An 18,849-nucleotide genomic window follows, 5' to 3' on the forward strand; every position below is an offset into this window, starting at 1 on the left:
CCCGGGTCCGTCCGGTCCCGCCCGCCCGGTCGATCGGGTGCCACGGCGGCGGGAGGAGGTCCAGGGGCTCTTACCGGGCAAGTCTACCGGTCCGTCGGGGCCAGGGACCGCGACGCCGCCGGTGGGCTACCCTCGGTGCCCATGAGCTCCCCCTCCTCGTGGACCGCACCCGGCCCGGAGGCCCCCGGCGCGGCCCCTGCCGCACCGGGGGCCCGGCTGAAGGCCCGCCACCTCGTGATGATGGCCCTGGGCAGCGCGATCGGCACGGGGCTGTTCATCGGCTCCGGGGCCGCGGTGCGCACCGCCGGGCCCGCCGTGCTGCTGTCCTTCCTCGTGGCCTGCGTGCTGCTCGTGCTCGTGATGCGCGCCCTCGGCGAGATGGCCGCCGCCGACCCGTCCCCCGGCGCCTTCTCGACCTGGGCCGAGAACGCCATGGGCCGCACGGTGGGGCGGACCCTGGGCTGGCTGTGGTGGGCGCAGATCGTGGTGGTCGTCGCCGCGGAGGCCACGGCCGCCGCCCAGCTGCTCACGGAGCTGTGGCCGGTGACCGAGCAGTGGGTGCTCGCCCTCGTGTTCATGGTCGTGTTCACGGTGATCAACCTCGTGAAGGTGCGCACGCTGGGCGAGACGGAGTTCTGGTTCGCGCTCATGAAGGTCCTGGCCGTGCTGGTGTTCCTCGCGGTCGGGGTGGCGCTGCTGCTGGGCCTGCTCGAGGTCCCCTCCCCGGGGCTGCGCAACCTCACCGCGCACGGCGGCTTCCTGCCCACCGGCCTGACCGGGGTCGCGGCGGCGCTGCTCGTGGTGATCTTCGCCTTCGGCGGCACGGAGCTCGTGACCATCGCCGCGGCCGAGACCGAGGACCCGCAGCACAACGTGGCGCGGGCGATCCGCACGATCCTCGTGCGCATCCTCGTCTTCTACGTCGGGGCGGTGACCGTCATGGTCCTCGTGCTGCCGTGGAACGACGAGCAGCTCTCGGTCAGCCCGTTCGTCGCCGTCCTGGAGGCCGCCGGCGTGCCCGGGGCCGACGTGGTCATGGCCGTGATCATCATCCTGGCGCTGCTCTCGGCGCTCAACGCCAACATCTACGGCTCCTCGCGGATGCTGTACTCGCTCGCCCGCCGCGGCTCCGCCCCGCGCGCGTTCGCGGACCTCAGCGACCGGGGCGTGCCCCGCACCGCGGTGGTGGTCTCCGTGGTCTTCGGCTTCGCCGCCGTGGTGCTCAACTACCTGTGGCCCGAGACCGTGCTGCTGTGGATGCTCAACACCGTGGGCGCGACCTGCCTCGTGGTCTGGGGCCTCGCGCTCGTCTCCCAGATCGTGCTGCGCCGCCGCGCGGACCGCGCCGGGACCGTGCTGCCCCTGCGGATGTGGGCGTTCCCGTGGCTGTCCTGGTTCGCGCTGGCCCTGCTGGCCGGGATCGTGCTGCTCGGCCTGCTCGACGACGCCGTGCGGGTGCAGCTGCTCCTGACCGCCGGGCTGGTGGCGCTGATCGCCCTGCTGGCCCGCACCCTCGGCCGGGGGCGGGCTGCCGCTCAGCCGCCCTGCCCGCCGGCCAGCTCGGCGAGCAGCTCGTCCAGCCGCTCGTAGCCCTGGGTCATGCCGTCCTCCATCCCGGAGGCGGCCATGGCGTCGCGGGCGGCGACGGAGGCGTGGACGGTGTGACCGGCCAGCCGGCAGCGGCCGTCGCCGAGGTCCTCGAAGCGCAGGAACTCGAGGTCGACCGCGTCCGGTGCACCCAGGTACTCGAAGGTCTGGACGATGAGCTCGTCGCGGCGCACGGTGTGGAAGGTCCCGCGGAAGCCGTACTCCTCCCCGCCCTCCTCGGGGGTCTGGGCGAAGGCCCACGCGCCCCCGGTGCGGCAGTCGTGCTGCTCGATGCGGGTCCGCAGCCCGCGCGGGCCGATCCACCGGGCGTAGAGCTCGGGGTCGGCGTGGGCGCGGAAGACCTCCGCGACGGGGTGGTCGAACTCGCGGGCGAAGTCGATGTACGGCAGCCCGTCCGGGATGCTCAGCTCGAGGGGGTGTCCCATGGTGATCGGTCCTTCTCGGCGGCGCCGCGGGGCGCGGCGCGGGTCTCGAGCACGGCGTCGAGGCGGCGGAACTGCTCCTCGCGGACCGTCCGGTACCGGTCGATCCAGGCGGTGAGCGCCTCCAGCCGTGCGGGCTCCAGGTGGACGGGCCGGCGCTGGGCGTTCCGGCTGCGCGTGACGAGCCCGGCCCGCTCGAGCACCCGGACGTGCCTCGAGATCGCCTGGACGGAGATCTCGAAGGGTTCCGCCAGCTCGGTCACCGTGGCCGGCCCCCTGCTGAGGCGGGCGACGAGGCGGCGGCGGACCGGGTCGGCGAGCGCCAGGAAGGCCCGGTCCAGCTGCTCCTCGTCCACGGCGGCCTCGCCCTTCCTGCTTCTCAACATCCCGGTTGATCAACTGAGATGTTGAGAACAACGCTACGCCGCCCGCCGCGCCACGGGAAGGGCGCCGCCCGTGGCCACGGCCACCCCGCTGGTCCACGTCCCGCACGACGTCGAGGCCGGGTCCGGGCTCGACCCGGTGCTGCGCCGCCGGCCGGCCCTCGCCGACCGGAAGGCCGGCGGGGTGGGCGTGCTCGCCCGCGGCCGGCCCGGCGGGGCCGTCCCGCCGGGCGGGCCCGGTCCGCTAGCGTGGCGGGATGCACACGGACGCCGCAGCAGCGCACACCGCACAGGATCCGGACCACCGGGTGCTGCGCGCCGGGATCGTCGGCTACGGGATGGCCGGGCGGGACTTCCACGCCCCGCTGCTGCGCCGGGCGGGGTGGCGGGTCGGCGACGTCGTCACCGCCGACCCGGGCCGCCGCGCCGCCGCCGAGGCCGACTGGCCGGGAGTGCGGGCGCACCCGGACCTGACCGCCCTGCTCGAGCGGTCCCGGCCGGACCTGCTCGTCGTGGCCTCCCCCAGCGGCCGGCACGTCGAGCACGCCCTGGCGGGGCTCGAGGCGGGGGTCCCGGTGGTCGTCGACAAGCCGATGGCCCTGGACCGGGACGGGGCGGCGGCCCTCGTGCGGCGGGCCGAGGAGACCGGGACGCCGCTGACCGTCTTCCACAACCGGCGCTGGGACGCCGAGCAGCTGACCCTGGAGCAGGTGCTGGCCGAGGGGCGCCTGGGCACGGTCCACCGCTTCGAGCGGCGCTGGGAGCGGTGGCGCCCGGTGCCCAAGGACCGGTGGCGGGAGAACGCCGTGGGCGAGGGCGGGCTGCTGCTGGACCTCGGCCCGCACCTGGTCGACGCCGCGCTGCGGCTGTTCGGGCCCGTCACCGCGGTGCGCGCCGAGCTGCGGGCGCTGACCACCCCGACCGAGGACGACGTCTTCCTGGCCCTGGAGCACGCCGGGGGCGTGCTCAGCCACCTCACGGCCGGCAGCCTGGTCGGCGCCCCGGGACCGCGCACCCGGGTGCTCGGCTCGGCCGGGGCGTTCCTGGTCCCCGGCCACGACGACGCCCCGGGCCCCTTCGACGTCCTGGACCCGGGCGAGGGCATGGCCGGGTGGCTGGTCCGCGGCGCCGAGGCCGAGCCCGTGCCCACCGCCGCGGGCGGACCCGCGGACTTCTACCGGGCCGTGACCCGCTGGCTCACCGACGGCGGGACGGTGCCGGTGGACCCGCGCGAGGCCGTCGCGGTCGCCGCGGTCCTCGACGCCGCCCGGCGCAGCGCCCGCACGGGCACCGCGCAGCACCCGGCCGGGGACTGAGCCGGGCGGGCCCCGGCCTCAGTCCGCCTGCGCGGGCAGGTCCGGGAACGCGGCCGCGACCCCCGCGTGGCGGATCCGCCCGGCCTCGACGTTGAGCCCGGCGGCGAACTCGGGGTCCTCGGCCAGGGCCCGTTCGGGACCGCGGGCCAGGCGCACCACGTACGGGGTCGTGGCGTGGGCCAGGGCGCGGGTCGCTGTGCGCGGCACGGCGCCGGGCATGTTGGCCACGCAGTAGTGGGTGATGCCGTCGACCTCGAACGTGGGCTCGTCCCAGGTCGTGGCGTGGGAGGTCTCGAAGCACCCGCCCTGGTCGATGGCGACGTCGACGAGCAGCGCGTGCTCGTGCAGGGTCGGCAGGTGCTCCCGGCGCACGAGCTTGGGCGCGGCCGCGCCGGGGACCAGCACCGCGCCGATCACGACGTCGGCCCCGGCGATCTCCTCGGCGAGCACGTGCTCGTCGCTCATCAGCACGCGGGCGCGGTGGCCCATCAGGTCGGTCAGCTCCCGCACCCGCACCCCGGAGGCGTCCAGCACGGTGACGTCGGCCATCAGCCCGGAGGCCGCGAGCGCCGCCTGGGTGCCCACGGCGCCGCCGCCGATCACCACGACCCGGGCCGCCGCCACCCCGGGGACCCCGCCCATGAGGATCCCCGGTCCGCCGGCGTTGGACTGCAGGTGGTGGGCGGCGGCCTGGGCGGCGAGCCGGCCGGCGATCTCGGACATCGGCTGCAGCAGCGGCAGGGTGCGTCCGGCGCGGACGGTCTCGAAGGCCACGGCCCGGGTCCCGGCGGCCACGAGCGCCTCGGTGAGGGGCCGGTCGGCGGCCAGGTGCAGGTAGGCGAAGAGGGTGAGGTCGGGGCGGAGGAAGCCGTGCTCGGCCGCGACCGGCTCCTTGACCTTGACCAGCAGCTCCGCCTGCTCCCAGACCTCCTGCTGGGTGGCCGGCCGGGCCCCGGCGGCGGCGTAGGCGTCGTCGTCGAAGCCCGAGCCCTCCCCCGCGCCCGACTCCACGAGGACCTCGTGGCCCTCCTGCACGAGCCGGGTGACGCCGGCGGGGACGAGCCCCACCCGCCGCTCGGCCGGCTTGATCTCCCGGGGCACCCCGATGCGCATGGCTCCCGCCCTCCTCCGGTCGCGGCCGCGGCGCCGTCACCGGGCGCAGCGGTGCCGCTCAGCCTACGCCCCCGCCGGATTGTTGACAATCTGCAATGGGCGTTCCCATCATGGGTCATGGCCACTTCGTACCTGCCCGCCGAGCCGGCGGACCCGGCCGGCGCCCGCCCCGCGGACCCCGACGTGCGCCCGGCGCTGTTCTCCCCGGCGGAGTACGACCGGCGCCTGGAGGCCGTGCGCCGGCGGATGGCGTACCAGGGCCTGAGCGCCCTGGTGGTCACCGACCCCGCGAACCTCTTCTACCTGACCGGCTACGACGCCTGGTCCTTCTACACCCCGCAGATGCTCTTCGTCCCGCTCGAGGGCGAGATGCTCCTGTACCTGCGCGAGATGGACGCCAACGGCGCCTTCCGCACGAGCTGGCTGCCGCAGGAGCAGCTCATCGGCTACCCCGAGCGCTACGTCCACCGCCCCCACCTGCACCCCTTCGACTGGGTGGCCTTCGACCTGCGCCGGCGCGGCCGGATCGCCCCGGCCGCCAAGGGGTGCGTGGGCCTGGAGATGGACGCGCACTTCTTCTCCCCCAAGGGCTACCGCGCGCTGGTCAACGCCCTGCCGGAGTGGACGCTCGTCGACGCCTTCGAGCTGGTGAACTGGGTGCGGGCCGTGAAGTCGGAGGCCGAGATCCAGTACCTGCGCACCGCCGGACGGGTCACCGCCGCCGCCATGCAGGCGGCCATCGACGCCGTCGAGCCGGGAGCGCCCCAGAACCGGGTCGCCGCCCAGATCGCCCGCGCGCAGGCCGAGGGCGTCGACGGCGCCTGGGGGGACTTCCCGGCCATCGTCCCGATGCTGCCCACCGGGGCCTCCGCCGACACCCCGCACCTGACGTGGTCCGACCGGGTCCTGCAGCCCGGCGACGCCGTGGTCGTGGAGCTGGCCGGGGCCCACCGCCGCTACCACGTGCCGCTCGCGCGCACCGTGATGCTGGGCCCGCCCTCCGACGAGCTGCTGCGCCTCGAGGCGGCCGTGGCCGAGGGGCTGCAGAGCGTGCTCGACACCATGGCGGAGGGGGTGCCGGTCCGGGAGCTCGCGAGCGCGTGGAACTGGGCGCTCGCCGGGCACGGGCTCGAGAAGCACAGCCGGCTCGGCTACTCCATCGGCATCGGCTACCCGCCCGACTGGGGCGAGCGCACCATCAGCATCCGCAGCGAGGACGAGTCCGTGCTCGCCGAGAACATGACCTTCCACATCATCTGCGGCATGTGGATGACCGGGTACGGCTACGAGGTCTCGGAGTCGGTGCGCGTCACGCGCACCGGCGTGGAGACCTTCACCTCGTTCCCCCGAGCCCTCATCAGGAAGTGAGATCCCCATGACGATCACCACCGCCCGCCTGACCACGGTCGACGACCTCGCCGTCAAGCCCACCCGGGGCCTCTCCGGGGACCCCGCCCAGGGCCTGCTGCCGCTGGCCCGCCGGGCCGACGGGCTCATCGGCTCGGTCATCGACTCCTCCACGTCCCTGCTCGCGGCCCAGAGCCACGACGTCGTGCGCTTCGCCATGGGCGCCCCGGCCGCCGAGACGGTGCCCACCGAGGAGTTCCGCCGGATCGCGGCGGAGGTCCTCGACAGCTCCTCCTTCACCTACGGAGCGACCGAGGGCGAGCCCGGCCTCATCGAGACGGTCGTGGACCACCACTCCACCACGCCCGAGCCCACCCGCGCCGAGCGCCTGGTCATCACCTCCGGCGGCATGCAGGGCCTGGACCTGGCGTTCAAGCTCTTCGTGGACCCGGGAGACCTCGTGGCGGTCGAGAGCCCCACCTACACCAACGGCTCCGGCACGGCCCTGGGCTACGGCGCCGACATCCTGGAGGTCCCGATGGACCGGGACGGGATGGACGTGGACGCGCTCGAGACCCTCGTGGCCGAGGCCGGCCGGACGCCGCGGGTGATCTACACGATCCCGAACTTCCAGAACCCCTCCGGCACCACCCTCAGCGAGGACCGCCGGCGGCGCCTGCTCGACCTGGCCCACCGGTGGGGCTCGATCATCCTCGACGACGACCCCTACGGCGGGCTGCGCTTCGCCGGCGCCGAGGTCCCCGGCTTCCGCGCGATCAGCCCGGACGACCCGCTGGTCTTCTCGGTGCGCACGTTCTCCAAGGTGCTGGCCCCGGGCCTGCGCGTGGGCTGGGTGGACGCGGACCCGCGGCTGCGCAAGCTGCTCATCGCGGGCAAGCAGACCATGGACACGTGCACGAACGTGCCCGCCCAGCACATCGTGGAGCGCTTCGTGCGCCAGGGCGGCTACGACGAGCACCTGGCCGGCCTGCGTGCGGAGTACCGCCGGCGCAAGGAGGCCATGGACGCCTCGATCGCCCGGCACCTGGGCTCGCGCGTGCGCACGACCGACCCCGAGGGCGGGTTCTTCCTCTGGGTCACCCTGCAGGGCGAGGACGCCCGCGTCCGGACCTCGCGCCTGTTCGAGATCGCCCTCGCCGAGGGCGTGGCCTTCATCCCCGGCCCGGCGCTCTCGCCCTCGGGCCGGTTCGAGGACGCCTTCCGCCTCTGCTTCGCCTCGACCACCCCGGAGCGCACCGAGGTGGGCCTGCAGCGCCTGGCCCGCGCCCTGGACATCGCGCGCGAGGAGGCGGAGCGCTGAGCGGCGCGCCCGCCTCCGCCGCCCGCCGGGGGTCCCCCGGCGGGCTCGAGCGCGCCGTCCTGGCCTCGATCGAGCCCGACGACGTCGTCGCCCTGACCCGCGCCCTCGTGGACGCCGGCGGGGAGAACCCCGGCGGGACGGAGGAGCGCACCGCGGAGGTCCTGGCGGAGGCCGGGCGGGCCCGCGGGCTGGCCGTGCGCACGGACCCGGTCGTCCCCGGGCGGCCGAACGTCGACGTGGAACTGCCCCCGGGCGGGCCCGTCGGGGACGGCCCCGGCCTGCTCTTCCTCGGGCACTCCGACGTGGTGCCCGCCGGGCCGGGGTGGAGCCGGGAGCCGTTCCGCTCGGTCGTGGAGCACGGCCGGCTGTACGGGCGCGGGGCCACCGACATGAAGGGCGGCCTGGCGGCCGTGCTGGTGGCCGTGGCCGCCCTGCGGCGGGCCGGGGCGCCGCTCGCGGGGCCCGTGCGCCTGGCCTGCACCGTGGACGAGGAGGACCTCGGCACCGGCATCCGGCACCTGACCCGACGCGGCCTCGGCCGGGCGTTCCGCGGCTGCGTGGTGGCCGAGCCCACCGACCTGCAGACCGTCGTGGCCTGCCGGGGCGACGCCTACCTCGAGCTCGAGGTGACCGGGGTGCCGGCGCACTCCGGGCGGCCGGCGGACGGGCGCAACGCCGTCGACGCCGCGGCGCGGGTGCTCGAGCTCGTGCGCGCCGACCACGCGCGCCTGCAGCAGGACCTCGACCCGCTGCTGGGCGCCGGGTCGTGGAACGTGGGCCGGATCGAGGGCGGGCGCACCACCTCGATGGTCGCCCCCTCCTGCCGCGTGTGGCTGGACCGCCGGCTGATGCCCGGGGAGGACCCGCACCGGATCGTCCGGGAGCTGCTGGCCGCCGTGGCCGCCGCCGGCATCGACCGGGACGGCATCACGGTGGCCGCCGAGGTCACCATGGCCATGCCCGGCTTCCGCACCCCCGTCGACCACCCCCTGGTCACCACGGTCCACGGCGCCGTCGCCGAGCTCGGCGGGCCGGCCTCGGTCGGCGGCTGGACCGCGGCCTGCGACGGCGGCTTCGTCGCCCGCGACCACGGCGTGCCCACGGTCGTCATGGGCCCGGGCGGTCTCAACGACCAGGCGCACCAGGTCGACGAGTCCGTGGGCACGGACGAGCTCGTCCTCGCCGCCCGCGCCTACGCCCTGACCGCCCTGCGCCTGCTGGGCGCCTGAGGGCCCGCCGGGACGGCCGTCGCGGCGCCCCTCCCGGGGCCGCGGCGGCCGTCCGCCCGTCCGGCCCCGCCGCCCTGCTCCGGGTCCGCGGCGTCCCGGCGCAGGGCCGCCCGCCGGCGGCCCGCGCCGACCACCGTGCGCAGCGCCCCCGGCGGCCGGCGCTCAGGAGCGGGCGCGGACGAGGTCCTGGGGCTTGGTCTCCGGGATCTCCGTGCCGCGCAGGGAGGCGCCGACGGTCTCCTTCATGGCGCGCACCGCGACGAGTCCCACGACGCAGGCGGCCATCATGTAGAAGGCGGGCACCAGCGGGTTGCCCGTGGCGCCGATGAGCGCCTCGTTGGCCAGCGGGGCGGTGCCGCCGAAGACGGCCGTGGCGAGGTTGTAGGTGATCGCGAACCCGGCGTAGCGCACCTGGGTCGGGAACATCGCGGGGAAGGTCGCCGAGATGGTGGCCAGCTGCGGGATGTAGAGCAGGCCCAGGACCGCGAAGCCCAGCAGCGCCCACCAGAACCCGTTGGCCATCAGCATGTACATCGGGATGGCCAGCACGAACAGCCCGATCAGCGAGGTGTACCACATGGGCTTGCGCCCGACGCGGTCCGAGAGGGCCCCCGCGAACGGGATGACGAGCATCATGGCGAACTGGGCGACGAACATGATGGTCAGCACCGTCCGGTTCGCCATCCCCGTCTGCCCCTCGAGGTAGGTGGGCATGTAGCTCAGCAGCGTGTAGTTCACGACGTTGAGCGCGATGACGAGGCCCGTCATGATCAGCATGGGGCGCCAGTAGCGGGTGACCAGGTCCTTGAGCGCCATCCCGGCGGAGGACTCGGTGTGCCCGGACTCCTCGAGCTCCTGGAAGACGGGCGAGTCGGCGAGCCGGGAGCGCAGGTAGAGGCCGACCAGCCCCATGGGGCCGGCGAGCAGGAACGGGATGCGCCAGCCCCACTCGCTCATGGCGTCGTTGCCCAGCACGACCTCGCCGAGCAGGACGATCAGCGAGCCGAGGGCGAAGCCGGCCAGGGTGCCGAACTCGAGGAAGCTGCCGAGGAAGCCGCGCCGCTTGTCCGGGGCGTACTCGGCCATGAAGGTCGCGGCGCCGCCGTACTCGCCGCCGGTCGAGAAGCCCTGGACGGCGCGCAGCAGGATCAGCAGGATCGGCGCGGCGATCCCGATGGTCTCCACCGTGGGCAGCAGGCCGATGCAGAAGGTCGCCCCGGCCATCAGGATGATCGTCAGGGCGAGGATGCGCTTGCGGCCGAGGCGGTCGCCCAGCGGCCCCCAGAACAGGCCCCCCAGCGGGCGGACGAGGAACGAGAACGCGAAGGTGCTCAGCGCCAGGATCGTCCCGTACTCGCCGGGGAAGAAGTTCTGGGTGATGTAGACGACCGACACGGCGTAGACGCCGTAGTCGAACCACTCGGTGGCGTTGCCGATCGCGGAGGCCGCGACGGCGCGGTTGACCGTCCTGGCGTCCGGCTCGAGGCGGCCCGTCTCCGGGTTCCGGGGCACGTGCTCGTCCCCGTGGGCGGGACGGCCGGGCGTGTGGTGCGCGTTCATGGAAGCCTCCGTCGGAGTTCGTGCGGTGCACGGGCCGGGAGCCCGGTCGTGCGGGGCCCGGCACTCGGCGCGCCGGAGCCCGGGTTCTTCGTGGTCAGGAGCCCGGGGTGCCGGGGTCCGTCCCGGTGGCCTCGCCGGCCGCGGTGCCCGGCGGCCGGGCGCTCAGCCACGGCCGGCCACCGCCCGGGCCGGTCGCCGCGTCCCCCAGTCGACGGCCTGCTCGTAGGCCTGCGCCGCGCGCAGCACCGTCCGGTCCGCGTGGCGGGGGCCGACGACCTGCAGCCCGGCGGGGAGGCCGGCCTCCGTGAAGCCGCAGGGCACGCTCACCGCCGGCTGCTGGGTCATGTTGAACGGGTAGGTGTACGGGGTCCAGCTGGTCCAGTCCCGCGAGTGCCAGCCCTCGGGCACGTCGCGGCCCCGCGGGAAGGCGGGGATCGGCAGGGTGGGGGTGAGCAGCAGGTCGTAGGTCTCGTGGAAGCGGCCCATGGTCACGCCCAGGGCCGTCCGCACCGCGGTGGCGTCGAGGAAGTCGGAGGCGCTGATCTCCCCCAGCTCCTCGATGCCGCGGCGCAGCCCCGGGTCGACCCGGTCCATCGCACCGGGACCGTAGCCCTCGAGGACCTTGGCCGCACCGGCGAACCACAGGACGTGGAATGCCTCGACGGGGTCCTCGATGCCGGGGTCCACCTCCTCGACCGCGGCACCGAGCTCCTCGAAGGCCCCGGCGGCCGCCCGGACCAGCCGGTCGACCTCCGGGTCGTTGCGCCCGAAGCCCAGCGTCGGCGAGAAGGCGATGCGCAGCCCGCGCACCCCGTCCTCGAGCCCGTCCAGGAAGGAGCCCGTGGGGGTCGGCAGCGCGGACCAGTCCCGGGAGTCGAAGCCCGTGACGACGTCCAGCAGCAGGGCGGCGTCGGCCACGGTGCGGGTCATCGGACCGGCGTGGGCCAGCGTGCCGAACGGGCTCGCCGGGAACATGGGGACGAGGCCGTAGGTGGGCTTGAGCGCCACCGTGCCCGTGAAGGCGGCCGGGATGCGGACCGAGCCGCCGCCGTCCGTGCCCACCGACCACGGCCCCATGCCCGTGCCCACGGCGGTCGCGCTGCCGCCGCTGGAGCCGCCCGAGGTCAGCTCGGCGTTCCACGGGTTGCCGGTCGAACCGTGGCGCAGGGAGTCGGTGACGCCCTTCCACGCGAACTCGGGCGTGGTCGTCTTGCCCAGGAGCACGGCGCCGGTCTCTCGCAGCCGGGCCACGCAGGGGGCGTCCTCCTCCCACGGGCGGTCGGCGTCGATCAGCCGGGTCCCTCTCAGGGTGGGCCGGCCCCGGGTGTAGAAGATGTCCTTGACGGACGTGGGGACGCCGTCACCGGGGCCCAGCGGCTTCCCGGCCCGCCAGCGCTTCTCCGACGCCTCGGCCGCCTGCAGCGCCTGCTCGCCGTCCACGGAGACGAAGGCGTTCACGGTGCCGTCGAGGTCGTCGACGGCCTGCAGGGCGGCCCGCGCGGCGTCGACCGGGGAGAGGCTGCCGCTGCGGTAGCCCTCCAGCAGCTCCAGTGCCGTGAGGTCGGTCAGATCGCTCATGTGCTCTCCCTGTCGTCGCAGCGCCCTCGGCCGGCGCCCTGCGCCCCGGTCCCCGGACCTCGGGGCCCTCCGCGGTTGCTCCGCACGGGGCGGGCGGTGTGCCGCCCGGAGACCAGCCGATGTCGTCCGATTGTCTACAACTGGAGCATAGGGGTCGAGTGTGATCCAGGCAACACCGTGCCGACACATGTCGACCCGGCGCCGCTCCCCGCGTCAGGGCGGGCCGACCGCCCCGCGGACTCCGTCACCCCCGGTCGACTGAGGGTATGATTGTGGACAATCTTCACTTTCCGCGGTTCGCACGGCCGGAGGCACGATGACCAGTCCCACGCTCCATCCGGTGGTCCAGGAGACCACCCCCGCCCTCATCGCACGGCAGCTGCGCCGGGCCGTCGGCGAGGGCGAGCTCGCCCCCGGGCAGCAGCTGAACGAGGCCGAGCTCAGCCGCCGGCTGGGGGTCAGCCGCGGCCCCCTGCGGGAGGCCATGCAGCGACTCACCCAGGAGGGTCTGCTGGTCAGCATCCGGAACCGGGGCGTGTTCGTCATCGAGGTGACCGACGACGACGTGCGGGACATGTACCTGGCCCGCACGGCCGTGGAGCGGGCCGCGGCGGCGCGGGCCATCGAGGTCGACGGCGCGCACGCCGGCGCCCGCCTGGCCGAGGTGGTCGGGACCATGGCCGAGGCGGTCGCGCGCGACGACGCCGACGCCCTCACCGAGGCGGACCTGGAGTTCCACACGCTGCTGGTGGCCCTGGCCGGCAGCCCCCGGCTCTCCCGGATGCACACGACCCTCATGGTCGAGACCCGCATGTGCATCACGGCCCTCGAGGACCGCTACGCCTCCCACTCCTTCCGGCTGGAGGAGCACCGGGAGATCGCCGAGGCGGTCGGGCGGTGCGACACCGCCCACGTCGACCGGCTGCTGCTGGAGCACATGGAGGACGCCGTCGGGCGGCTCCGGCCCGCCGAGGCCTGACCCCCGGCCCGGTGCCCGCGGGTGCTCCGCCCCGGCGGAGCACCCCGGGCACGGGAGAGCCCCCGGAGGACCGGAGCGGTCCACCGGGGGCTCTCCCGGTGCGTGCACCGGGCACCGGTCTCAGCTGCGGGGCACGGCCATGTACTTGTGCTCGAGGAACTCCTCGATCCCCACGCGCCCGCCCTCGCGGCCCAGGCCGGAGGCCTTGACCCCGCCGAAGGGCGCCGCGGGGTTGGAGACGATGCCGGTGTTGAGTCCGAGCATGCCGACCTCGAGGGCCTCGCCCACCCGGAAGCCGCGGTCGACGTCCTGGGTGAAGAGGTAGCCCACCAGGCCCCACGGGGTGTCGTTGGCCATGCGCACGACCTCCTCCTCCGTGTCGAACGGGATCACGGGGGCCACCGGGCCGAAGATCTCCTCGCTCATGAGCTGGGCCGAGGGATCGACGTCGGACAGGACCGTCGGCGCGTAGAAATACCCCGCGCGGTCCGGGCGGGAGCCGCCGCAGACCACCGTGGCGCCCTTGGACACCGCGTCGTCCACCAGCTCCTGGACCTTGGTGAGCGCCTTCTCCTCGACGAGCGGACCGACGTCGGTGCCGTCCTGCGCGCCGTCGCCCACGGCGAGGGAGCCCAGACGCGCGGCGAGGCGCTCGGAGAACTCGCCGGCGATCGAGCGCTGCACGAAGAGCCGGTTGGCCGCGGTGCAGGCCTCGCCCATGTTGCGCATCTTCGCCGCGACGGCGCCCTCCACGGCGCGGTCGAGGTCGGCGTCCTCGAAGACGATGAACGGGGCGTTGCCGCCCAGCTCCATGGAGGAGCGCATGACGTGCTGGGCGGCCTGCTCGAGCAGGCGCACGCCCACCTCGGTGGAGCCGGTGAAGCTGATCTTGCGGGCGATCCCGGACGACATCCACGGGCCCACGACGGAGGAGGCCTTGGAGGTGCACACGACGTTGAGCACGCCCGCGGGCAGCCCGGCCTCCACGAGGATGTCCACCAGGGCCAGGGAGGACAGTGGCGTGAGGTTCGCCGGCTTGAAGACCATGGTGCAGCCGGCGGCGATGGCGGGGCCGATCTTGCGGGTGCCCATGGCCAGCGGGAAGTTCCAGGGCGTGACCAGCACGCACGGGCCCACCGGCTCCTTGGAGACGAGGATCCGGTTCCTCCCGTCCCCGGTGGTGGTGTGGTCGCCGCCGATGCGCACGGCCTCCTCGGAGAACCAGCGGAAGAACTCGGCGGCATAGGCCACCTCGCCCCTGGCCTCGGCGAAGGGCTTGCCCATCTCCGTGGTCATGACCAGGGCCAGCTCGTCCTGGCGCTCCATGATGAGGTCGTAGGCCCGGCGCAGGATCTCGCTGCGCTCCCGGGGCGCCGTGCGCGCCCACTCCTTCTGGGTCCGCCCGGCGGTCTCGATGGCGCGCCGGGCGTCCTCGGCGCCGCCGTCGGCGACCGTGGCGACGACCTCCTCGGTGGCGGGGTTGACGACGTCGAAGCGCGCGCCGGAGGCGGCCTCGCACCACTGGCCGTCGATGAACAGGCCGGTGCTGACCCTCCCGACGGCGTCGAGGGCCTGCTGGGAGGTGCGGGAAGCGTTGACGCTGGCGGTCATGGGGTGTCCTCTTTCTGGGTCGCGGAGGGGGTGTCGGCAGGAGCCGGTTCACGGGACGGTTCCGGGAGCCGGCCCGGGTCCAGGACCTGGGCCAGGTGCAGGCCCGGCCGGGCGGGGTCGAGGTGGTCGACCTGCATGGCGCAGGAGAAGCCGTCGGTGAGGACCACGGCCTCCGGCCCCGTGGCGCGCAGGGCCGGGGCCAGGGCGTTCTCGGCCACCTGCACGCTGACCTCGTAGTGCTGCTTCTCGAAGCCGAAGTTGCCGGCGACGCCGCAGCAGCCGGTGGCGTCGACGACCTCGGGCACCCCGGCCGCGGCGAGCACGGCCCGCTGCGCACCGGCACCGAAGACCGAGTACTCGTGGCAGTGGGTCTGCAGCACCACCTGCTGCGGCACCGGACCGGCCGGGGCGGGTCGCCACCCGCCGGCGGCGCGCTCGCCCGCGTGGGCGGCGAAGCTGCGCACGCGGGCCGCGACCCGTCGCGCCTGGTCCGTGGGGACGAGTTCCGGCAGGTCCGTGCGCAGGGCGGCGGCGCAGCTGGGCTCCACGACGACGATGGGCCGGTCGGTGCCGTCGTCGAGGGCCGCGGCGGCGTGGGCGAGCAGCTTCTTCGCCGTGCCGAGCTGGCCGGTGGAGATCCAGGTGAGCCCGCAGCACGCGTCCGCCGCGCACTCCACCGCCTCACCGGAGTCGGCCAGGACGCGGGCGGCGGCACCGGCCACCTCGGGGCGGAAGCCCCGGGTGAAGGTGTCCACGAACAGCACCGCCGAGCCGTCCCCGGGCGCGGTGCCGCCGGTCGCGTCGGCGACCTCGCGGCGCCACTGCCTCGCGCCGGCGAAGCGGGGCATCGCACGGTGCGTGGTCAGCCCGCCGGCCATCGCGGCGACCTTGGCCAGCGGGGTGGCCAGCACGGCGTTGACCAGCGGGGCGATCCGGCCGGTGAGCTTCAGCCAGCGCGGCAGCCAGCCCAGGGAGACGTGGGAGAGCGGGCGGAGCCTGCCGCGGTAGTAGTGGTCGAAGAACTCGGACTTGTAGGTGGCCATGTCCACGCCGGCCGGGCAGTCGGTGGCGCAGGCCTTGCAGGACAGGCACAGGTCCAGGACCTCGCGCACCTCCTCGGAGCGCCAGCCCTCCTGCACGGTGGCCGCGCCGCGGACCATGTCCTGGAGCACGCGGGCCCGGCCCCGGGTGGAGTCCTTCTCGTCCCGGGTGGCCCGGTAGCTGGGGCACATCACCCCGCCGGTGTCCGCGCGGCAGCGGCCCACGCCGATGCAGCCCTGCACGGCGTGCACCCAGGGGTCCGTCCCGGCGCCGGAGGCGGTGGCCGGGTCGTCGGTCTCCGCGAGGGAGCCGCCGTGGCCGCCGATCGGGCGCAGGTCGAAGCTCGTGCGCCACTCCCGCGCCGGCACCCCCTCCAGGGCCAGGTGGGCGTCCATCGGGTCCGGTGCCGTCATGGAGCCGGGGTTGAGGATCCCGGACGGGTCCCACAGCCGCCGGTACCGGGCGAAGGCCGCGAGCACGACCGGGGAGTACATGATCGGCAGCAGCTCCGACCGCGCCCGCCCGTCCCCGTGCTCGCCGGACAGCGACCCGCCGTGGCGGACCACCAGCTCGGCGGCCTCGCGCGTGAAGCGGCGGAAGACCTCCCGTCCGGCCCCGGTGCGCAGGTCGAAGGTGATGCGGATGTGCAGGCACCCCGCGCCGAAGTGCCCGTACATCACGCCGTCCAGCCCGTGCCCGTCCAGCAGGGCGCGCAGGTCGGCCAGGTAGTCCGCGAGGTCCTCCGGGGCCACCGCGGAGTCCTCCCAGCCGGGCCACGACTCACCGCCGGAGGCCAGGCGGGAGGACAGGCCCGCCCCGTCCTCACGCACGCGCCACAGGGAGGCGCGCGCCACGGGGTCCGGCACGGCCCGGCCCTCGACGAGCCGCCCGTTCCCGGCCAGCCGCTCGAGCAGCCGCTCGGCCTGCTCGGCCACGGTCCCCGGGTCGTCCCCGTCCAGGTCCACGAACAGCCAGGCCCGTCCGGCGGGCAGGCCCAGGACCGAGTCCGCCCCGCGCCGGAACCGCATGGTCTCCACGATGGCCTCGTCGGTGCCCTCCACGGCAGCCGGGGAGAACTCCAGGATCGTGGGCACGTCGCGCGCGGCGTCGACGACGTCCTCGTAGCCCAGACAGACCAGCAGCGCGCTGGCCGGCCTGGGCACGAGCTTCATCCGGGCACCCACGACGACCGCGCACGTGCCCTCGGAGCCCACCAGGGCCCGGGCCACGTCGAACTTCTTCTCGGGCAGGAGGTGCTGCAGGTGGTACCCGGAGACCTGGCGCTGGATCCGCCCCAGTTCCAGGCGGAACGCGGCCAGGTTCTCGTGGGCCAGGGCGCGCAGGGACTCCGCCAGCTGCGCGGCACGGGTCGCGGACACCTCGTCGTCCGGGTCGGTGGCGCGCAGCCCCGTGCTCGTGGCGGTGAGGCGGGCCCCGTCCGAGGTGACGACGTCGATCTCCGCCACGTGGTCGGAGGTGCGGCCGTAGCGCACGGAGTGGTTGCCGCACGCGTCGTTGCCGAGAGCCCCGCCGACCGTGGCCCGGTTCTTCGAGGAGGGGTCCGGCGCGAAGGTGGAGCGCCTGCCGGTGGCGGCCTCCACCTCCCGGGTGAGGTCCGAGAGCACCACGCCCGGCTCCACGTCCACGGTGCCCGCGGCCTCGTCCACGGTGCGGATCCGGTTCATGTGGCGGGAGAGGTCGAGCACCACCCCGGGGCCCACGGCGTTGCCGGCCATGGAGGTGCCCCCGCCCCGCACGGTCAGCGGCGTGCCGGTCTCCCGGCACGCCGCCACCGCCCCGACCACGTCCTCGACGGTGCGCGGGAACACCACCGCCACCGGGGCGACCCGGTAGTTCGAGGCGTCGTAGGCGTACTCGGCCAGCCGGCGCGGCGCGGCGTCGGCGGCCACGCCGACGGCCGCCAGCCGCGCCAGCACGGCGGGCTCCGCCGAGGCCTGCTCGCGCGCGGCGACGGCCTGGGCGTCCGCGGTCTTCGCGTCGGCGACCGCGCGGTCCGCCGTCGTGGGCTCGGAGGTGCCGGGGTTCATGGTGCCCTTCAGGATCCGGTGGCGGTGGTGACGGCCTCGGTGACGACGGCGACGGCGGCCTCGAAGCGCTCCAGGCCGGTGGCGATCTCCTCGGCCGTGACCACCAGGGGCGGGATGAGCCGGACCACGTTGCCCGCGGGGCCGCAGGTCAGGGTCAGCAGCTCCTGCTCCGTGGTGGCCTGCTGGACGGCGGCGGCCGTCCGGGCGTCCGGGGACCCGTCCTCGGCGGTGAACTCGATGCCCAGCATCAGGCCGCGGCCGCGGACGTCGCCGATCACCGGGAAGCGCTCCTGGATCTCCTCGACCCCAGCCTTCAGCTGCTCGCCGCGCACGCGCGAGTTCTCCACGAGGCCCTCCTCCTCGACGACCTCGAGGGTGGCCACGCCCGCGGCGGCGGAGACGGCGTTGCCGCCGTAGGTGCCGCCCTGGGAGCCCGGCCACGCCTTGGACATGGTCTCCGTGGAGGCCGCGATGGCCGAGATGGGGAAGCCGGAGGCGATGCCCTTGGCCGTGACGAGGATGTCCGGGGAGACGCTGGAGTACTGGTGGCCCCAGAACTTCCCGGTGCGCCCCACGCCGGCCTGGACCTCGTCGAAGATCAGCTGGATGCCGTGGCGGTCGGCGCGCTCGCGCAGCCCGTCCATGAACGTCCCGGGGGTGGGCAGGTAGCCGCCGTCACCGAGGGCCGGCTCGATGAGGAACGCCGCGGTGTCGGCGGGCGCGGTGCGGGTCTGCAGCAGGTAGTCGAGCTCCCGCAGGGCGAAGTCCACGGCGGTGGTCTCGTCCCAGCCGTAGCGGTAGGCGTACGGGAAGGCGGACATGTGCACGCCGGCCATCAGGGGCGCGAAGCCGGCGGAGAACTTCGTGCCGGCCGTGGTGAGGGACGCGGCGGCGACGGTGCGGCCGTGGAAGCCGCCCTGGAAGACGACGATGTTGGGCCGGCCGGTGGCCATGCGCGCCAGGCGGATCGCGGCCTCGACGGCCTCGGAGCCGGAGTTCGCGTAGAACACGGAGTCCAGCCCCGCGGGCAGCACCTCGCCCAGCTTCTCGGTCAGCGCCAGCAGGGGCTGGTGCATGACGGTGGTGTACTGCGCGTGGATGATCCTGCCCACCTGCTCCCGGGCGGCGGCCACGACCTTCGGGTGGCAGTGCCCCGTGCTCGTCACGCCGATGCCGGTGGTGAAGTCGAGGTAGGACCGGCCGTCGGTGCCGTGGATCCAGCTGCCCTGCGCGTGGTCCACGACCACGGGGGTCGCCTGCTTGAGAACGGGGCTGAGAGATGTCATGGCTCAC

The 18,849-nt window shown here is 74.9% G+C and carries 14 protein-coding genes; 6 read left to right on the forward strand and 8 right to left on the reverse strand.

The annotated features are described in order from the left end of the window. Nucleotides 1-141 precede the first annotated feature (141 nt). Complete coding sequence (locus AS188_RS01250) at nucleotides 142-1,590, forward strand: amino acid permease (protein ID WP_083529130.1); 1,449 nt, start codon at nucleotides 142-144, stop codon at nucleotides 1,588-1,590. Here the strand turns inward: AS188_RS01250 and AS188_RS01255 are convergent. Then, nucleotides 1,536-2,033, reverse strand: a complete 498-nt coding sequence (locus AS188_RS01255; protein WP_058857317.1) for an SRPBCC family protein — start codon at nucleotides 2,031-2,033, stop codon at nucleotides 1,536-1,538. The two genes, AS188_RS01250 and AS188_RS01255, sit on opposite strands and share 55 nt — an antisense overlap. Further along, nucleotides 2,012-2,416, reverse strand: a complete 405-nt coding sequence (locus AS188_RS01260) for an ArsR/SmtB family transcription factor (protein WP_058857318.1) — start codon at nucleotides 2,414-2,416, stop codon at nucleotides 2,012-2,014. The genes AS188_RS01255 and AS188_RS01260 overlap by 22 nt, the downstream gene beginning before the upstream one ends. Nucleotides 2,417-2,670: 254 nt before the next feature. Here AS188_RS01260 and AS188_RS01265 point away from each other — a divergent pair, with 254 nt between their 5' ends. Continuing rightward, nucleotides 2,671-3,729: a Gfo/Idh/MocA family protein gene (locus tag AS188_RS01265; RefSeq protein WP_083529132.1), complete on the forward strand. Its 1,059-nt coding sequence runs from the start codon at nucleotides 2,671-2,673 to the stop codon at nucleotides 3,727-3,729. A gap of 18 nt (nucleotides 3,730-3,747) precedes the next feature. Here AS188_RS01265 and ald read toward each other — a convergent pair whose 3' ends face one another. Then, nucleotides 3,748-4,842 carry an alanine dehydrogenase gene (ald, locus tag AS188_RS01270; RefSeq protein ID WP_058857319.1) on the reverse strand — a complete coding sequence of 365 codons (1,095 nt, stop codon included), beginning with the start codon at nucleotides 4,840-4,842 and terminating at the stop codon, nucleotides 3,748-3,750. Between the two features lie 117 nt (nucleotides 4,843-4,959). Between ald and AS188_RS01275 the strand changes: the two genes are divergently transcribed. Genes AS188_RS01275 through AS188_RS01285 form a run of 3 tightly spaced genes read left to right on the forward strand, consistent with a single transcriptional unit; the run spans nucleotide 4,960 to nucleotide 8,739 of the window. Next, nucleotides 4,960-6,210 (forward strand): M24 family metallopeptidase, encoded by a 1,251-nt coding sequence (locus AS188_RS01275; protein ID WP_211268308.1) that lies wholly within the window; start codon nucleotides 4,960-4,962, stop codon nucleotides 6,208-6,210. Between the two features lie 7 nt (nucleotides 6,211-6,217). Then, nucleotides 6,218-7,510, forward strand: coding sequence for an aminotransferase-like domain-containing protein (locus AS188_RS01280; protein ID WP_204356385.1), 1,293 nt, complete (start codon nucleotides 6,218-6,220; stop codon nucleotides 7,508-7,510). Continuing rightward, a complete protein-coding gene (locus AS188_RS01285) occupies nucleotides 7,507-8,739 on the forward strand; it encodes a M20 family metallopeptidase (RefSeq protein WP_058859648.1) in 1,233 nt (410 codons plus the stop codon). The genes AS188_RS01280 and AS188_RS01285 overlap by 4 nt, the downstream gene beginning before the upstream one ends. Nucleotides 8,740-8,901: 162 nt before the next feature. Here AS188_RS01285 and AS188_RS01290 read toward each other — a convergent pair whose 3' ends face one another. Further along, nucleotides 8,902-10,299 carry an MFS transporter gene (locus AS188_RS01290; RefSeq protein ID WP_186815338.1) on the reverse strand — a complete coding sequence of 466 codons (1,398 nt, stop codon included), beginning with the start codon at nucleotides 10,297-10,299 and terminating at the stop codon, nucleotides 8,902-8,904. 162 nt (nucleotides 10,300-10,461) lie between these two features. Continuing rightward, nucleotides 10,462-11,877: an amidase gene (locus AS188_RS01295; protein ID WP_058857320.1), complete on the reverse strand. Its 1,416-nt coding sequence runs from the start codon at nucleotides 11,875-11,877 to the stop codon at nucleotides 10,462-10,464. Between the two features lie 316 nt (nucleotides 11,878-12,193). Between AS188_RS01295 and AS188_RS01300 the strand changes: the two genes are divergently transcribed. Further along, nucleotides 12,194-12,856 carry a GntR family transcriptional regulator gene (locus AS188_RS01300; protein WP_058857321.1) on the forward strand — a complete coding sequence of 221 codons (663 nt, stop codon included), beginning with the start codon at nucleotides 12,194-12,196 and terminating at the stop codon, nucleotides 12,854-12,856. A gap of 120 nt (nucleotides 12,857-12,976) precedes the next feature. On the opposite strand, the gene AS188_RS01305 is transcribed toward AS188_RS01300, so the two are convergent. Genes AS188_RS01305 through AS188_RS01315 form a run of 3 tightly spaced genes read right to left on the reverse strand, consistent with a single transcriptional unit; the run spans nucleotide 12,977 to nucleotide 18,842 of the window. After that, on the reverse strand, nucleotides 12,977-14,467 hold the full coding sequence (locus AS188_RS01305; RefSeq protein WP_058857322.1) for an NAD-dependent succinate-semialdehyde dehydrogenase: 1,491 nt from the start codon (nucleotides 14,465-14,467) through the stop codon (nucleotides 12,977-12,979). Then, on the reverse strand, nucleotides 14,464-17,556 hold the full coding sequence (locus AS188_RS01310) for an FAD-binding and (Fe-S)-binding domain-containing protein (protein WP_083529135.1): 3,093 nt from the start codon (nucleotides 17,554-17,556) through the stop codon (nucleotides 14,464-14,466). The genes AS188_RS01305 and AS188_RS01310 overlap by 4 nt, the downstream gene beginning before the upstream one ends. Nucleotides 17,557-17,564: 8 nt before the next feature. Then, nucleotides 17,565-18,842 carry an aspartate aminotransferase family protein gene (locus AS188_RS01315; protein ID WP_058857323.1) on the reverse strand — a complete coding sequence of 426 codons (1,278 nt, stop codon included), beginning with the start codon at nucleotides 18,840-18,842 and terminating at the stop codon, nucleotides 17,565-17,567. Between the last annotated feature and the right edge of the window lie 7 nt (nucleotides 18,843-18,849).

Source organism: Kocuria flava, assembly GCF_001482365.1.
GTDB lineage: Bacteria > Actinomycetota > Actinomycetes > Actinomycetales > Micrococcaceae > Kocuria > Kocuria flava.

Excerpts from the sequence above, each read along its gene's own strand:
- AS188_RS01250 (WP_083529130.1), top strand. The coding sequence starts at position 142 with ATGAGCTCCCCCTCCTCGTGGACCGCACCCGGCCCGGAGGCCCCCGGC.
- AS188_RS01255 (WP_058857317.1), bottom strand. The coding sequence starts at position 2,033 with ATGGGACACCCCCTCGAGCTGAGCATCCCGGACGGGCTGCCGTACATC.
- AS188_RS01260 (WP_058857318.1), bottom strand. The coding sequence starts at position 2,416 with ATGTTGAGAAGCAGGAAGGGCGAGGCCGCCGTGGACGAGGAGCAGCTG.
- AS188_RS01265 (WP_083529132.1), top strand. The coding sequence starts at position 2,671 with ATGCACACGGACGCCGCAGCAGCGCACACCGCACAGGATCCGGACCAC.
- ald (WP_058857319.1), bottom strand. The coding sequence starts at position 4,842 with ATGCGCATCGGGGTGCCCCGGGAGATCAAGCCGGCCGAGCGGCGGGTG.
- AS188_RS01275 (WP_211268308.1), top strand. The coding sequence starts at position 4,960 with ATGGCCACTTCGTACCTGCCCGCCGAGCCGGCGGACCCGGCCGGCGCC.
- AS188_RS01280 (WP_204356385.1), top strand. The coding sequence starts at position 6,218 with ATGACGATCACCACCGCCCGCCTGACCACGGTCGACGACCTCGCCGTC.
- AS188_RS01290 (WP_186815338.1), bottom strand. The coding sequence starts at position 10,299 with ATGAACGCGCACCACACGCCCGGCCGTCCCGCCCACGGGGACGAGCAC.
- AS188_RS01295 (WP_058857320.1), bottom strand. The coding sequence starts at position 11,877 with ATGAGCGATCTGACCGACCTCACGGCACTGGAGCTGCTGGAGGGCTAC.
- AS188_RS01300 (WP_058857321.1), top strand. The coding sequence starts at position 12,194 with ATGACCAGTCCCACGCTCCATCCGGTGGTCCAGGAGACCACCCCCGCC.
- AS188_RS01305 (WP_058857322.1), bottom strand. The coding sequence starts at position 14,467 with ATGACCGCCAGCGTCAACGCTTCCCGCACCTCCCAGCAGGCCCTCGAC.
- AS188_RS01310 (WP_083529135.1), bottom strand. The coding sequence starts at position 17,556 with ATGAACCCCGGCACCTCCGAGCCCACGACGGCGGACCGCGCGGTCGCC.
- AS188_RS01315 (WP_058857323.1), bottom strand. The coding sequence starts at position 18,842 with ATGACATCTCTCAGCCCCGTTCTCAAGCAGGCGACCCCCGTGGTCGTG.